Consider the following 15,267-nt stretch of genomic DNA (forward strand, 5'->3'; position numbering starts at 1 on the left):
GGAAAAGCTCAACCAAGAAGAAAAGGAAACCGCACTATGTTTCTCAGCGACATGCTGAACAAGAAGCTCAACCTGCCGAAGCCCTCCGAGGCGCTGCCCGGCCGCGACCGGTCGATCCCGACTGCATCGAAGCACTTCGTCTCGAACAGGCCGCTCAAGGGTCCCTATCCCGAAGGGCTGGAGACGGCGATGTTCGGCCTGGGCTGCTTCTGGGGCGCCGAGCGCCTGTTCTGGCAGGTCGAGGGCGTCTGGGTCACGGCGGCCGGCTATGCCGGCGGCGTGACGCCCAATCCGACCTATCAGGAAACCTGCACCGGGCTCACCGGCCATGCCGAAGTCGTGCTCGTCGTCTACGATCCGAAGATCGTGTCCTATGCCGAGCTTTTGAAGCTGTTCTGGGAAAGTCACGACCCGACGCAAGGCATGCGCCAGGGCAATGATGTCGGCACCACTTACCGCTCGGCGATCTATACGTTCAATGACGCGCAGTACCAGGCTGCGATCGCCTCGCGCGATGCTTACGAGGCCTCGCTGCGCGGTGCCGGACGCGGCAAGATCACCACCGAGATCGCACCGGCGCCGGAATTCTACTTCGCCGAGGAAGACCACCAGCAATATCTGGCGAAGAACCCCTACGGCTATTGCGGCCTGCAGGGAACCGGCGTCTCCTGCGCCATTCCGGCCGCCGTCTCCGCCTGATTTTACGCCCCTGACGCAATGAATATGCTGTGGCGCCGCGTTGCGGCGCCATGCTTTTCCAAAGGGTCAAAATTCCACGTGAATTTTGTTTCGGGCCGTGCCAGATTGACCCGAAGCGGGAGGAAGACACTCCTGCCTGACGCCGCATGCCCGCCGGAGAACCGGGCCGGCATGCGGTGCATAATGGACAAATAACCGACAGGGGTGTGGATCACATGAAACGTATCGTTCTCGGCCTTATGGCCGCAGCTGCAATGGTTCTTCCGGCCTTCGCCGCGGACATTCAACCCGCGATCCTCTACGATCTCGGCGGCAAGTTCGACAAGTCGTTCAACGAGGCGTCCTTCCACGGCGCCGAAAAGTTCAAGACCGAGACCGGCATCCCCTATGTGGAATTCGAGGTCAGCAATGCCACCCAGCGCGAGCAGGCGTTGCGCCGCTTCGCCGAGGACGGCCGCAATCCGATCGTCATGGCGGGCTTTTCCTGGGCTGACGCGCTGGACAAGATCGCCACCGAGTTCCCCGACACCAAATTCGCCATCATCGACATGGTCGTCGACAAGCCCAATGTCCGCTCCCTGGTCTATAAGGAGCAGGAAGGCTCGTACCTCGTCGGCGTGATGGCGGCGATGGCTTCCAAGACCAAGAAGGTCGGCTTCGTCGGCGGCATGGACATTCCGCTGATCCGCAGGTTTGGCTGCGGCTATGTCGGCGGCGCCAAGGCCGCCGGCGCCACCGACGTCATCCAGAACATGACCGGCGATACGCCGGCAGCCTGGAACGATCCGGCCAAGGGCGGCGAGATCGCCAAGACGCAGATCGACCAGGGCGCCGACGTGGTCTACGCAGCGGCAGGCGGCACCGGTGTCGGCGTGCTGCAGGCGGCGGCCGACGCGGGCAAGCTCGGCATCGGTGTCGATTCCAACCAGAACGGCTTGCAGCCCGGCAAGGTGCTGACCTCCATGGTCAAGCGCGTCGACGTTGCCGTCTACAACACCTTCATGGATGCCAAGAACGGCAAGTTCACAGCCGGCGTCAACGATCTCGGCCTCAAGGAAGGCGGCGTCGACTACGCGATGGACGACAACAACAAGGCGCTTGTCGACGATGCGATGAAAGCGGCGGTCGAAAAAGCCAAGGCCGACATCATCGCCGGCACCATCAAGGTGCATGACTACATGTCGGACAATGCCTGCCCGTATTGATTGATCGACATTGCAGACTGCCGAGCCGCCGGGTGAAAGCCCGGCGGTTTTACATTTCAGCCGCTCACCAGTGCGGCGGCTTGGTTACCGGCACGTCGGGTGCGGCTTGTTCCTCCAGCGCCAGGAAGCGCTCGGCCAGCGCGTCGAGCTTGCGCTGCATGCGCTCGATCACCTTCCACTGCTCGGCGATCTGGCCGGACAGTTCCTCGATCGTCTTCTCCTGCTCGGCGGCGCGGATTTCCAGCGTAGTCAGCCGGTCCTCGGGCATGGTCATTTGAAATCCTCGATCAGACGATTGTGCAGGCTGCGGCCACGTTGGAAATTGACAAGCATGGCGGGATTTGTCGAGAGTGAACCCTGCTCCGCCCAATTGGCACAGACCCAATTGGCACAGACTGGGCGTCATGCTAGGCGTTTGACCAAGCGGTAAAAAAATAACAGTGGGAACAGGCTGCATGGCGCAAGCCGCAATCGAGCTGATCGGCATCGACAAGAGCTTCGGCGCCGTGCGCGCCAACCGCGACATCAATCTGGAGATTATGCGCGGCACCATCCATGGCATCGTCGGCGAAAACGGCGCCGGCAAGTCGACGCTGATGTCGATCCTCTATGGTTTCTATCAGGCCGACTCCGGCGAAATCCGTGTCGGCGGCCAGCCGGCATCGATCAAGACGCCGAACGATGCGATCGCGCTCGGCATCGGCATGGTGCATCAGCATTTCATGCTGGTCGACAATTTCTCGGTGCTGGAAAACGTCATTCTCGGCGCCGAAAGCGATGCGCTGCTGAAGAAGAGCATCGCCAAGGCGCGTTCCGAGCTGGAGCGGCTAGAGCGCGAATACGGGCTCGAAGTCGATCCCGACGCCATCATCGAGGAATTGCCGGTCGGCCTGCAGCAACGCGTCGAAATCCTCAAGGCCCTCTATCGCGGCGCCGAGATCCTGATCCTCGACGAACCGACAGGCGTGCTGACGCCGGCCGAGGCCGACCATCTGTTCCGCATCCTCAGGCAGTTGAAGGAGCAGGGCAAGACGGTCGTGCTGATCACCCATAAGCTGCGCGAGATCATGGCGATCACCGACACGGTGTCGGTGATGCGCCAAGGCACGATGGTGGCGACACGCGAAACCAGGAAGACCACAGTCGAGGAGCTGGCCGAACTGATGGTCGGCCGGCGTGTGCTGCTGCGCGTCGAGAAGGGCGAGGCGAAGGCCGGCGGCGTCAAGCTCGCGGTCAAGAACCTGACGGTGAAGGATTCCCGCGGCGTCACCATGGTCGACGACGTCTCCTTCGACGTCCATGCCGGCGAGATCGTCGGCATTGCCGGCGTCGCCGGCAACGGGCAATCCGAACTGCTCGAGGCGATTTCCGGCATCAGGCACGCCGTGTCGGGCTCGGTCATGCTGGACGGCAAGCCGATCGACCTCACCGGCGCCGCCGATCCCGGTGAGTTGCGCGAGCGCGGCCTCGCCCATGTGCCGGAGGACCGCCATCACGTCGGCCTGGTGCTGGCCTTCGAGGAGAACGAGAATTCGATCCTCGGCTACCAGGACGACGAGCGCTATCTGAAGGGGCCGTTCCTCGACATCGACGCCATCCGTAACGATGCCAGGGACAAGATCGTCAAATACGACATCCGCCCGGCCGACTGCCGCCTCAAGACCGCCAATTTCTCCGGCGGCAACCAGCAGAAGATCGTGCTGGCGCGGGAAATGGAACAGGATCCCGGCGTGTTGATCGTCGGTCAGCCGACGCGCGGCGTCGATGTCGGCGCCATCGAATTCATCCACAAGCGCCTCATCGCCATGCGCGACCAGGGCAAGGCGGTGCTGGTGGTTTCGGTCGAGCTCGACGAGATCCGCTCGCTTTCCGACCGCATTCTGGTGATGTTTGCCGGCCGCATCGTCGGCGAGCGCGGCCCCGACGCAACCGAGGGCGAGCTCGGCCTGCTGATGGCCGGCGTCGAGCACCGGGAGGCCGCCGAGTGAGCACTCCCTATGCCAAGCTGCCGGCCTGGGCCGATTACGTGCTGATCCCACTGATCAATCTGTTCGTCGCCTTCGTCGTTGCCGGCTTCGTCGTCATATTGGTCGGCGAGAACCCGCTGCGCGCAGCGGTCGTCCTGGTCGAGGGTGCATTCGGTCGCGGCCAAGGCATCGCGTTCACGCTTTTCTATGCCACCACCTTCATCTTCAGCGGGCTTTCGGTGGCGGTTGCGGCGCATTGCGGCCTGTTCAACATCGGTGGCGAGGGCCAGGGCTATATCGCCGGTCTCGGCATCGGCATCATTTGCCTGGCCTTCGACAGCGTGCTGCCCTGGTGGCTGACCTTCCCGATTGCCATTATCGCCGCCGCGGCAATGGGCGCGCTGTGGGCGCTGATCCCGGCCTATCTGCAGGCCAAACGCGGCTCGCACATCGTCATCACCACCATCATGTTCAATTTCATCGCCGCCAGCGTCATGGTCTATGCGCTGGTGGGCATGCTGAAGCCGCCCGGCTCGATGGCGCCGCAGACGCGCACCTTCCTCGAAGGCGCACAATTGCCGAAGCTCAACTGGGTCATCGAATTGTTCGGCGCCAAGATCCGCTCGGCGCCGTTCAACGTCAGCTCGCTGCTGGCATTGGCAATGGCCTTTTTGGTGTGGGCCCTGATCTGGCGCACCAAGCTCGGCTACGAGATGCGCACCTATGGCCACAGCCCGAAAGCGGCGCGCTATGCCGGCATTTCGGAGATACGCATCATCATCATCGCGATGATGATCTCGGGCGCACTGGCCGGCATGATGGCGCTCAACCCGACGATGGGCGACCAGCACAATGTCGCGCTCGAATTCGTTTCGGGCGCCGGTTTCGTCGGCATCGCGGTGGCGCTGATGGGCCGCCTGCACCCGGTCGGCATCGTGCTGGCGGCGATCCTGTTCGGCATGCTCTACCAGGGCGGCGCCGAGCTCGCCTTCGAGATGCCGGCGATCAGCCGCGACATGATCGTCATCATCCAGGGCCTCGTCATCCTGTTCGCCGGCGCGCTCGAGCATATGTTCCGGCCCTACGTCCAGGCGCTGTTCGCCTCGCTCAGCCCGAGATCGGTCGGCATGGAAGCGGTCAAGGGGAAGGGCGCCTGAGATGGATTTCTTCAACGCCATCGTGCAGGTCCTGGACTCGACCATCCGCCTGTCGGTCCCCTTGCTGCTCGCCTGCCTCGCCGGCCTCTATTCGGAGCGGGCCGGCGTCTTCGACATCGGGCTCGAGGGCAAGATGCTGGTCGGCGCCTTCGCCGGTGCGGCCGCCGCCTCGGTCTTCCACTCGGCTTATCTCGGCCTCGGCATGGCCATCCTCATCTCGGTTGCCTTCGCGCTAATCCACGGCTTTGCCTCGATCACCCATCGCGGCAACCAGATCGTCTCTGGTGTCGCGATCAATTTCATTGCCGCCGGATCGACGATCATGCTCGGCCAGGCCTGGTTCCAGCAAGGCGGGCGCACGCCGGCGCTGGCCGCCGGCGAGCGCTTCGAGGCGATCATCTGGCCGGGCGCGGAAGCGCTCAGGAGCGTGCCGATCCTCGGGCCGATCTATTCGGAACTCGTCTCCGGCCACTCCGTGCTGGTCTATCTCGCCTTCCTGGCCGTGCCGTTCACCTGGTGGGTGCTGTTTCGCACCCGCTTCGGCTTGCGCCTGCGCGCCGTCGGCGAGAACCCGGCCGCGGTCGATACCGCCGGCATATCGGTCGCCTGGCTGCGCTACCGGGCGCTGATCTGCACCGGCGTGCTCACCGGCATTGCAGGTGCCTATCTGTCGATGGTGCAGAATGGCGGCTTCGTGAAGGACATGACCGCCGGCAAGGGCTATATCGCGCTGGCCGCGCTGATCTTCGCCAAATGGAAACCGGTCAACGCCATGTTCGCCTGCCTGCTGTTCGGCTTCCTCGACGCGGCGTCGATCCGCCTGCAAGGCACGCCGCTGCCGCTGATCGGCAAGGTGCCGGTGCAATTCATGCAGGCGCTGCCCTATGTGCTGACCGTCATCCTGCTTGCAGGCTTCATCGGCAAGGCAATCCCGCCGCGCGCCGGCGGCGTGCCTTATGTCAAGGAACGCTGATTTATCATGGCTCATGATCTGTTCGAAGCGGCGAAAGCCGCCATGGCCAAGGCCTATGCGCCCTATTCGAAATTTCCGGTCGGCGCGGCGTTGCGCACCGAGGACGGCCGTGTCTTCACCGGCGCCAATGTCGAGATCGCGTCCTATCCGGAGGGCTGGTGCGCCGAAACCACCGCGCTCGGCCACTACGTCATGGGCGGCGGCGGCAAGATCACGGAAATCGCCGTGATCGCCGAACGCGTGGCAAAATGCTCGCCCTGCGGCGGCTGCCGGCAGCGGCTGGCGGAATTCTGCCGGCCGGAGACGAAGTTCTATCTCTGCGATGATAGCGGCGTGGTTGAGACCGTGACCATGGGCGAGTTGCTGCCATACGGGTTTGAAGGCGATGTGCTGAAATGAAGGAAGCGCTCGATCACCTCGTCGAAAGGCTGGACGGGCTGGCGCCGACTACCGCCTTGGTGCTGGGGTCAGGGCTTGGCGGGCTTGTCGACCAAGTCGAGGATGCGGTGCGAATCTCCTACGCCGACTTGCCGGGGTTTCCCCGAAGCGGAGTCAGCGGCCATGCCGGCGAGGTGGTGGCGGGGCTCTTTGCCGGCACGCCGGTGCTGATGCTGTCCGGCCGGGCGCATTATTACGAGCACGGCAACGCGGCGGCGATGCGGCCGGCACTCGAGGTGCTCGCCGGCCTCGGCATCTCCAGGCTGATCCTCACCAACGCCGCCGGTTCGGTCGATCCCGGGATGGGCCCGGGCTCGGTGATGCTGATCACCGATCACATCAATTTCTCGGGCTCCAACCCGCTGATCGGCGAACCGAGCGACCGCCGTTTCGTCGGCCTGACCGAAGCCTATGACGCCGGTCTCCGCTCCGCCATCGAGCAGGCGGCGAAGGCCACCGGTACCAAGCTGCACAAGGGCGTCTATATGTGGTTCTCCGGCCCATGCTTCGAGACGCCCGCCGAGATCCGCATGGCGCGCGTCATGGGCGCCAACGCCGTCGGCATGTCGACGGTGCCGGAGGTCATTCTCGCCCGCTTCCTCGGGCTGCGCGTCGCCGCGTGTTCGGTCGTGACCAACCTTGCCGCCGGCATGACCGGAGCCGAGCTGTCGCACCAGGAGACCAAGGACATGGCACCGGTCGGCGGCGCGCGGCTGGCGACCATTCTGCAGCGTGTTTTTCAGGACGGGCTTCCGGAGCACAGGGTCGACGCCTGATGCTTCCCCAGGAAATCATCCGCCGCAAGCGCGACGGCCAGAAGCTCTCGGCTGAGGAGACAGCGTTCTTCATCGAGGGTCTGACCGCCGGCACAGTCACCGACGCGCAGGTCGGCGCCTTTGCCATGGCGGTGTTCTTCAACGGCATGAGCCGCGACGAGGCGGTGGCGCTGACTATGGCGATGCGCGATTCCGGCGATGTGCTCGACTGGTCGGATCTGCCCGGTCCGGTCACCGACAAGCATTCGACCGGCGGCGTCGGCGACAATGTGTCCTTGATGCTGGCGCCGATCGTCGCTGCCTGCGGCGCCTATGTGCCGATGATTTCCGGCAGGGGTCTGGGCCATACCGGCGGCACGCTGGACAAGATGGATGCCATCCCCGGCTATATCAGCCAGCCGGATGTTGCGCGCTTCCGCAAGACGGTGCTCGAAACCGGCTGCGCCATCATCGGCCAGACCGCCGATCTCGCACCCGCCGACGCCAGGCTCTACGCCATCCGCGATGTGACGGGAACGGTCGAATCGGTGCCGCTGATCACTGCTTCGATCCTGTCGAAGAAGCTGGCCGCCGGCCTCAATTCGCTGGTGCTTGACGTCAAGGTCGGCAACGGGGCCTTCATGGAGAAATCGCGCGACGCAACCGCACTGGCCAACAGCCTGGTCGACGTCGCCAATGGCGCCGGCCTTAAGGCCTCGGCGCTGGTCACCGGCATGAACGAGCCCCTGGCGTCCGCCGCCGGCAATGCGGTCGAGGTGCGCAACGCCGTCGATTTTCTCACCGGCCGCTTTCGCGACCGGCGGCTGGAGGACGTGACGCTGGCGCTGGCCGCCGAGATGCTGCAATCGGCAGGCCTGGTGTCGTCCAACCAGGACGGCCTGCGCCGCGCCGCCGAGACGCTGGCCGGCGGCCGCGCCGCTTCCATCTTCGCGCGCATGGTGGCGGCACTGGGCGGTCCCGTCGACTTTGTCGACAATCCGGAAAAATATCTGCCGAAAGCGGCAACGGAATTCGCGGTCAAGGCGAGCGCGAACGGCTTTGTCACCGGCATCGCGACCCGCGAGATCGGGCTTGCCGTGGTCGGGCTTGGCGGCGGGCGGACGCGGCCCGACGACAGGATCGATCACGCCGTTGGCATCACCAGGCTGTTGCCGGTCGGCGCTGAAGTGCGGGCCGGCGAAGCGCTGGCGCTGGTCCATGCCCGCAATACCGGGGATGCCGAAGCGGCCGCGGCCGCCGTGCTTTCGGCGTATACCATCGGCACTTCCAAACCGGCCACGGAGAAAACCGTCATCCGGCGGATCCTGCCCCGCGGGTAGAGCCATTCCGACGGTATCGGATGGGTTCTATCTTTCTTTGGACCACGATCTTGTCCGAAGACTGGTCCCCAACTTTTCGCAGGCGCGGACCTGCGGTTCGGGATCACGTTCTACTGAACCAGCAGCAGCTTGCCGCCTTCGACCTGGTATTTTTCGAGCCGCTGCAGAAAGCTCATGCCGATCAGGTTGGTGTGCAGCGCCCTGTCGTCGAGCACGACGGCCTCGACGCCCTCGACGGTGATCTTGCCGATCTGCAGGCGATCAATCGTCACCACGGCGGCCTTGATCGCACCATTGGCGGTGTTGACCTGATGGCTGAAGTCCGTCGAATTGAGCGAGATGCCGATCCTGCGCGCGGTCGAGGTGTTGATGGCGACGAGCGTCGCACCGGTGTCGATCATGCCGTCGACCTGGCGACCGTTCAACTTGAAGAGCGACATGAAATGCCCGCGCGCGTCCGCGGTGACGACGACCTTGCGGCCGAGCGGCTGCGGCGTTGCCGGCCTGTCCGGGACGGCGGCGAGATTCAGGTCGGTTTGTGTGTCGGCCGGCCTGGCTCCGATGGCGGATTTCAACAGCCGCTCGATTACCTGTGAATTGGACTGATACACGATCGGCAGCGATGCCGACGTTCCGGCAAACACGCCAAGGATGAGAAGCTTGCGCAGCATGGACCGGCCTTTGTGGTTGCCGATCCTTAGTCCGACATGGTGTCTGCCGCTTTAACGAATGCGGAAACCAGCCGTTTGCGTAAACAATCGGTAAACGGATCTATTTGGTGCCGTACATGCGGTCGCCGGCATCGCCGAGACCCGGCATGATGTAGCCCTTTTCGTTGAGTTGGCGGTCGATGGAAGCGGTGAAGACCGGAACATCGGGATGCGCCTGGGTAAACCGCTCGAGGCCCTCTGGTGCCGCCAGCAGGCAGAGGAAGCGGATGTTGGTGGCACCGCGGCCTTTCAGCTTGTCGATCGCCGCGATCGCCGAATTGGCGGTCGCCAGCATCGGATCGACGACGATCACCAGCCGGTCGGCGAGGTCGCCCGGCGCCTTGAAGAAATACTCGACCGCTTCCAGCGTCTCGTGGTCGCGATAGAGGCCGATATGGGCGACACGCGCCGCAGGCACCAGATCGAGCAGGCCTTCGAGCAAGCCGTTGCCGGCGCGCAGCACCGAGGCGAAGACCAGTTTTTTGCCCTCCAGCGTCGGCGCCTCCATCGTCTCGATCGGCGTCTCGATCGTCGTCGTCGTCAGTTCCAGGTTGCGGGTGACCTCGTAGCCGAGCAGCAGCGAGATCTCGCGCAGCAGCCGCCGGAAGCCGGCCGTCGAGGTTTCCTTCTTGCGCATGATGGTCAGCTTGTGCTGGACAAGCGGATGGTCGACGACGGTGACGCCCTTCATGGTGTTCTCCAACTGCGCAAGTGAATGGTGAATGGTGAATAGTGAATAGTGAACTGGTTTGCGAGTCCTTGGTTGCGCGGACAAACTCGCGGCTGACGGACCGAAGCGCCGGGTGAACCATTCACCATTCACCTGCCCTTGGCGCCGAGCCTGCCCAGCAGCGCCGCCCTGGTCTTCCTGTCGACGAAGGCTGCCTCGATGGCCGTCCTGGTGACGGCGGTGAGCGCCTTGTCGTCCATCGCAAAATGCTCGGCAGCGATGTCGTATTCGCGTTTCAGCGAGGTCCAGAAATAGGGCGGGTCATCGGAGTTGAGCGTCACCTTGCAGCCCGCTGCCCGCAAGGCGGGGAAGGGATGGTCGGCGAAGCTGTCGAAGATTTTCAGGGCGATGTTGGAGCCAGGGCAGCATTCGAGCACGACGCCTTCGTCGGCGATGCGCCGCACAAGCTCGGGGTTCTCGATGGCGCGCACGCCATGGCCGATGCGAGACGGGCGGATGTGGTCGAGTGCCGCCTCGACGCTCTCCCAGCCCATCAATTCGCCGGCATGGACGGTGATGCCGAGGCCGGCCTCGCGGGCGATCTCGAAGGCCCTGACATAATCTTCCAGGTCGCCTATCCGCTCGTCGCCGGCGACGCCGAAACCGGTCACCAGCGGATGCCCGCAGCGCGCGGCGAAACGCGCCGCCCGCTCGATCGATTCGACACCGAAATTGCGCACGCCGGTGACGATCATGCGGCCTTCGATGCCGGTCTTCGCCTTGGCGCGGGCCATGCCTTCGCCGAGCGCGTCGGTATAGGCCTTTGGCGACAGCCCGGCCTTGTTGGCATGGTCGGGCGAGGTGAAAACCTCGGAATAGATGGCGCCGTCGCGGGCGAGGCTGGTCAGGTAATGGTCGGCCAGCCGCGCATAGTCTTCTTCGGTGCGGAACAGGTCCGACGAGAAGTCGTAGGCGGCGAGGAAAGAGGTGAAGTCGTGCCAGACGAAGGAGCCGTCCTGGATGTAGGGCGAGGCATCCTTGCCGTATTTCTCAGCCTGGCGGAGGACGAGTTCAGGCGCCGCTGCCCCTTCGATGTGGCAGTGCAGTTCTGCTTTCAAAGGCATTCAATTATCCCGTCAGGCTTTTTCTTATGACGCAAGTTCCTGTCGGAAAACCGTGTGACACTTTTCCGGAACCTGCTTCGAAGCGCGGCCGAACACCGCGCCTTAAACAATAGCGCCCGCACCATCGATCGGCTATGGTCCCGCCGATTTTATGGCGGATCAAAACGATGTCGGTTGAAAGAACCACTGCTGCGGGCGGCATGGAAACCTCCTATGGTTTCAAGCGGGTAGGGCCAGGCGACAAGCAGTCCCTGGTCAATGATGTTTTCCACAAGGTGGCGAACCGCTACGACCTGATGAACGACCTGATGTCGGCCGGCTTGCATCGATTGTGGAAGGACGCCATGGTCGCCTGGCTCAATCCACCGAAGCGGCCGGGCTGGAGCGTTCTCGACGTTGCCGGCGGCACCGGCGATGTCGCCTTCCGCATCGTCGAGGCGAGCGGCAGGCACGCTCATGCAACGGTTCTCGATATCAACGGCTCGATGCTCGCCGTCGGCCGCGACCGGGCCGAGAAAAAAGGCCTGTCGGCAAATACCGATTTCGTCGAAGCCAATGCCGAGGAACTGCCTTTTGCCGACGCTACTTTCGACGCCTACACCATCGCTTTCGGCATCCGCAACGTGCCGCGCATCGATGTGGCGCTTGCCGAAGCCTATCGCGTGCTGAAGCCTGGCGGGCGCTTTCTCTGCCTTGAATTCTCCGAGGTCGAGATGCCGCTGCTCGACAAGGTCTATGAAGCATGGTCGTTCAGCGCCATTCCGCGGATCGGCAAGGTGGTGACCGGCGATGACGAGCCCTATTCCTATCTGGTCGAATCGATCCGCAAGTTTCCCAATCAGCAGAATTTCGCGGCGATGATTTCGCGCGCAGGCTTCGAGCGCGCCTCGTTCCGCAATTATTCCGGCGGCATCGCCGCGCTTCATTCGGGCTGGAAGCTTTGAGGCTGGCCCGCATTTTCCGACGTGCCTTGCGCCAGTTCAGGAAACCGGCAGGGCAAAGCCAGCCATGAGCAGCATCGGCGCTGGTTTCAGGCTCGTGCGGGCCGGCTGGGTGCTTGTGCGCGAGGGCGTCATCGCGGCTTTGCCCGGTGACGAGCTCTTCGGCTTGCCGAAATTCGGCTGGCGCATGGCCCGGCTATTCACCCGCCGTCGGGCGCTTGCCTACGAGCGCGGCGACAGGCTGGCCAAGGCGGTCGTGCGGCTCGGCCCATCCTACGTCAAGCTCGGCCAGTTCCTGGCGACACGGCCGGATGTCGTCGGCAACGATATCGCGCTTGATCTTGCCATGCTGCAGGACAAGATGCAGACCTTTCCCAAGGCCGAGGCCATAGCGGCGATAGAAGCATCGCTCGGACGCAAGGTCGGTGAGCTCTATGCCAGTTTTGGCGAGGCCGTCGCCGCCGCCTCGATCGCCCAGGTCCATACCGCCGAAACCCTGCAGGACGGCGTCGTTAGGCGAGTGGCGGTGAAGGTCATCCGGCCGGGCGTGCGCCGCCGCTTCTTTCGCGATCTCGAAAGCTATTTCCTCGCCGCCCGGCTGCAGGAAAAGTACATCCCGTCGTCGCGCCGGCTGCGGCCGGTCGAGGTGACGGAGACGCTGGCCCAGACTACCAAGATCGAAATGGATTTGAGGCTGGAGGCAGCGGCTTTTTCGGAGCTCGGCGAGAATACCAAGGACGATCCGGGCTTCCGTGTGCCGTCGGTCGACTGGGAGCGCACCGGTCGTGACGTGCTGACCATGGAATGGGTCGACGGCATCAAGATGAACGATATTGCCGGCCTGACCGCCGCCGGCCACGACCTGAAAGCGATTGCCGCCAACCTCGTTCAGTCGTTTCTGCGCCATACGCTGCGTGACGGTTTCTTCCACGCCGACATGCACCCGGGCAACCTGTTTATAGAAGCCGACGGCACCATCGTCGCCGTCGATCTCGGCATTGCCGGCCGGCTCGGCAAAAAGGAGCGCCGCTTCCTCGCCGAAATCCTCTATGGCTTCATCACGCGCGATTACCAGCGCGTCGCCGAGGTGCATTTCGAGGCCGGCTACGTGCCGCGCCAGCACAATGTCGCCGCCTTCGCCCAGGCGATCCGGGCGATCGGCGAACCGATCCACGGCCAGCCTGCCGAGACCATCTCGATGGCCAAGCTGCTGACGCTGCTGTTCGAAGTGACCGACCTCTTCGACATGGCGACGCGGTCCGAGCTGGTGCTGCTGCAGAAGACCATGGTCGTCGTCGAAGGCGTCGCCCGCACCCTCGACCCGGCCTTCAACATGTGGAAGACGTCGGAGCCGGTGGTGAGCGGCTGGATTGCCCGCAACCTCGGCCCGCGCGCCCTGCTGGCCGATGCGCGCGACGGTGCCAACGCGCTGCTGGCGCTGGCCCGCCAGGCACCGGACCTCGCCGCCCGCACCGAGCGGCTGTCGCGTGAGATCGACCTGATGGCCGAACACGGCCTGCGCTTCGACGAAAGGACCGCACGCGCGATCGGCAAGGCCGAGGCGCGCTACACCCGCTCCGGCCGGCTGGCGCTGTGGGTGATCGCATTGACGCTCGTGTATATCGCCTGGCGTATTTTCTAGCGCTTGTTGCAAAGTGATTGCATTGCTATCATTGCACTCAGCAATTCCGGGCAAGGTGCAATCAGATGGCCAGCATCACGATCCGCAACCTTGATGACGAGGTCAAGGACCTGCTGCGCCGACTGGCGGCGGAGAATGGCCGGTCGATGGAAGACCAGGCGCGGGTGATGATCCGCGCAGCGGTCGAAGGTCAGTTCGGTTCGGCCGGTCGCATCGACCAGATCGAGAAAACACTGCGCGAACTGACGAGTTCGCAGAGTCCAGCAGCGCCGGTGGTCGCCGTCTCCAGCCCGCGAGGCATCCTCTCCGGCAAGCGCATCCTGCTGATCATCGGCGGCGGCATCGCCGCCTACAAGGCGCTCGACCTGATCCGCCGGCTGCGCGAGCGCGGCGCGGCAGTGCGGGTGGTGATGACCGCGGCGGCGCAGGAGTTCGTCACTACGCTGTCGGCCGGGGCGCTGTCGGCCGACCATGTTTTCACCGAATTGTTCGACCGGCAGGACGAGCACGACATCGGCCATATCAGGCTGTCGCGCGAGGCCGACCTTTTGGTCGTGGCGCCGGCCACCGCCGACCTGATGGCAAAGCTCGCCAATGGCCATGCCAACGACCTTGCCTCGACCGTGCTTATCGCCACCGACAAGCGAGTTTTGATGGCGCCGGCGATGAACCCGAAAATGTGGGCGCATCCGGCGGCCCGCCGCAACCGCGCGACGCTGAGCAAGGACGGCGTCGCATTCGTCGGCCCGGCGAAGGGCGAGATGGCCGAGAGCAACGAGGTGGGCGAGGGCCGCATGGCCGAGCCGCTGGAGATCGTCGCCGCGATCGAGGCGCTGCTCGACAGCCGGCCAAAGCCGCTGGCGGGCAGGAAGATCATTGTCACCTCCGGGCCGACGCATGAACCGATCGACCCGGTCCGCTACATCGCCAACCGGTCGTCGGGCAAGCAGGGCCACGCCATTGCGGCGGCGCTGGCCAGGCTCGGTGCCGACGTGCGTCTCGTCTCCGGCCCGGTCGGCATTGCCGATCCGGCCGGCGTCGCCACGCTGCACGTCGAAACGGCCGTCGAGATGAAGGACGCCGTCGAGCAACTGCTGCCGGCCGACGCGGCAGTGTTCGTCGCGGCTGTCGCCGACTGGCGCACTCAAAGTTCGGCCGGGGAAAAGATCAAGAAGGTGGCGGGCGAGGGGCCACCGGCGCTGCAGATGGTGGAAAATCCCGATATTCTCGCCGGTGTCGGGCATCACAAAAAGCGGCCGATGCTGGTGGTCGGTTTCGCCGCCGAGACGCAGGACCTGGTCAGGAATGCCCAGGCCAAGCTTGCAAAAAAGGGCGCCGATCTTATCGTTGCCAATGATGTCTCCCATGAAGATGGTTCCCCGGGCGTGATGGGCGGCGACCGCAACAAGGTGCGGATCGTCTCGAAGGCCGGCGTCGAGGAATGGCCGGAGATGAGCAAGGACGAGGTGGCGACGCGGCTCGCGGCACTGATCGCCGGCCGGCTGAAGACGGTGGTGGTTTAGTCAATCTCCCACCTTGTGGGGGAGATGGCCGGCAGGCCAGAGGGGGGCGCTGTCCCGCCGGGCTTTCAAAAGGGTTTTGTGCCGAGGCTGCTCGAAAGGAAACGGACTGCAGGAATCCGCGCT

15 protein-coding genes are annotated in these 15,267 nt (G+C 64.2%); 11 read left to right on the forward strand and 4 right to left on the reverse strand.

The window, feature by feature from the left end; genetic code table 11:
* Positions 1–36: 36 nt before the first annotated feature.
* Together msrA and NKI19_RS23985 are read left to right on the forward strand one after the other, a co-directional pair.
* Positions 37–699, forward strand: a complete 663-nt coding sequence (msrA, locus tag NKI19_RS23980; RefSeq protein ID WP_352565616.1) for a peptide-methionine (S)-S-oxide reductase MsrA — start codon at positions 37–39, stop codon at positions 697–699.
* Positions 700–914: 215 nt separating this feature from the next.
* A complete protein-coding gene (locus NKI19_RS23985) occupies positions 915–1,904 on the forward strand; it encodes a BMP family lipoprotein (protein ID WP_352488676.1) in 990 nt (329 codons plus the stop codon).
* A 64-nt stretch (positions 1,905–1,968) separates the two neighbouring features.
* Here NKI19_RS23985 and NKI19_RS23990 read toward each other — a convergent pair whose 3' ends face one another.
* The gene (locus tag NKI19_RS23990) at positions 1,969–2,178 is read right to left on the reverse strand and encodes a SlyX family protein (protein WP_031211352.1); all 210 of its coding nucleotides are present in this window, start codon (positions 2,176–2,178) and stop codon (positions 1,969–1,971) included.
* Positions 2,179–2,359: 181 nt separating this feature from the next.
* On the opposite strand from NKI19_RS23990, the gene NKI19_RS23995 reads away from it, so the two are divergent.
* Genes NKI19_RS23995 through deoA form a run of 6 tightly spaced genes read left to right on the forward strand, consistent with a single transcriptional unit; the run spans position 2,360 to position 8,534 of the window.
* Positions 2,360–3,892 (forward strand): ABC transporter ATP-binding protein, encoded by a 1,533-nt coding sequence (locus NKI19_RS23995; protein ID WP_352488677.1) that lies wholly within the window; start codon positions 2,360–2,362, stop codon positions 3,890–3,892.
* Positions 3,889–5,028: an ABC transporter permease gene (locus NKI19_RS24000; RefSeq protein ID WP_352565618.1), complete on the forward strand. Its 1,140-nt coding sequence runs from the start codon at positions 3,889–3,891 to the stop codon at positions 5,026–5,028. The genes NKI19_RS23995 and NKI19_RS24000 overlap by 4 nt, the downstream gene beginning before the upstream one ends.
* A 1-nt stretch (position 5,029) precedes the next feature.
* On the forward strand, positions 5,030–6,001 hold the full coding sequence (locus tag NKI19_RS24005) for an ABC transporter permease (RefSeq protein ID WP_352565620.1): 972 nt from the start codon (positions 5,030–5,032) through the stop codon (positions 5,999–6,001).
* A 6-nt stretch (positions 6,002–6,007) separates the two neighbouring features.
* The gene (gene cdd, locus NKI19_RS24010; RefSeq protein WP_023675315.1) at positions 6,008–6,400 is read left to right on the forward strand and encodes a cytidine deaminase; all 393 of its coding nucleotides are present in this window, start codon (positions 6,008–6,010) and stop codon (positions 6,398–6,400) included.
* Positions 6,397–7,215, forward strand: a complete 819-nt coding sequence (locus tag NKI19_RS24015; RefSeq protein ID WP_352539395.1) for a purine-nucleoside phosphorylase — start codon at positions 6,397–6,399, stop codon at positions 7,213–7,215. The genes cdd and NKI19_RS24015 overlap by 4 nt, the downstream gene beginning before the upstream one ends.
* On the forward strand, positions 7,215–8,534 hold the full coding sequence (gene deoA, locus NKI19_RS24020) for a thymidine phosphorylase (protein WP_352469474.1): 1,320 nt from the start codon (positions 7,215–7,217) through the stop codon (positions 8,532–8,534). The genes NKI19_RS24015 and deoA overlap by 1 nt, the downstream gene beginning before the upstream one ends.
* 110 nt (positions 8,535–8,644) lie before the next feature.
* On the opposite strand, the gene NKI19_RS24025 is transcribed toward deoA, so the two are convergent.
* The 3 genes from NKI19_RS24025 to NKI19_RS24035 form a co-directional block, all read right to left on the reverse strand.
* On the reverse strand, positions 8,645–9,205 hold the full coding sequence (locus tag NKI19_RS24025) for a TIGR02281 family clan AA aspartic protease (protein WP_352469475.1): 561 nt from the start codon (positions 9,203–9,205) through the stop codon (positions 8,645–8,647).
* 100 nt (positions 9,206–9,305) lie between these two features.
* Positions 9,306–9,935, reverse strand: a complete 630-nt coding sequence (upp, locus tag NKI19_RS24030) for a uracil phosphoribosyltransferase (protein ID WP_023675320.1) — start codon at positions 9,933–9,935, stop codon at positions 9,306–9,308.
* Positions 9,936–10,063: 128 nt separating this feature from the next.
* Positions 10,064–11,038, reverse strand: a complete 975-nt coding sequence (locus NKI19_RS24035; RefSeq protein WP_352469476.1) for an adenosine deaminase — start codon at positions 11,036–11,038, stop codon at positions 10,064–10,066.
* Positions 11,039–11,205: 167 nt separating this feature from the next.
* Between NKI19_RS24035 and ubiE the strand changes: the two genes are divergently transcribed.
* The 3 genes from ubiE to coaBC all read left to right on the forward strand — a co-directional run bounded on the left by ubiE (position 11,206) and on the right by coaBC (position 15,144).
* Positions 11,206–11,982, forward strand: coding sequence for a bifunctional demethylmenaquinone methyltransferase/2-methoxy-6-polyprenyl-1,4-benzoquinol methylase UbiE (gene ubiE, locus NKI19_RS24040; RefSeq protein WP_352565622.1), 777 nt, complete (start codon positions 11,206–11,208; stop codon positions 11,980–11,982).
* Between the two features lie 64 nt (positions 11,983–12,046).
* Positions 12,047–13,621, forward strand: coding sequence for a 2-polyprenylphenol 6-hydroxylase (ubiB, locus tag NKI19_RS24045; protein WP_352469478.1), 1,575 nt, complete (start codon positions 12,047–12,049; stop codon positions 13,619–13,621).
* Positions 13,622–13,686: 65 nt separating this feature from the next.
* A complete protein-coding gene (coaBC, locus tag NKI19_RS24050; protein WP_352565624.1) occupies positions 13,687–15,144 on the forward strand; it encodes a bifunctional phosphopantothenoylcysteine decarboxylase/phosphopantothenate--cysteine ligase CoaBC in 1,458 nt (485 codons plus the stop codon).
* The last annotated feature ends 123 nt before the right edge of the window (positions 15,145–15,267 follow it).

The organism is Mesorhizobium sp. M0751 (assembly GCF_040320265.1).
Taxonomy (GTDB): Bacteria; Pseudomonadota; Alphaproteobacteria; order Rhizobiales; family Rhizobiaceae; genus Mesorhizobium.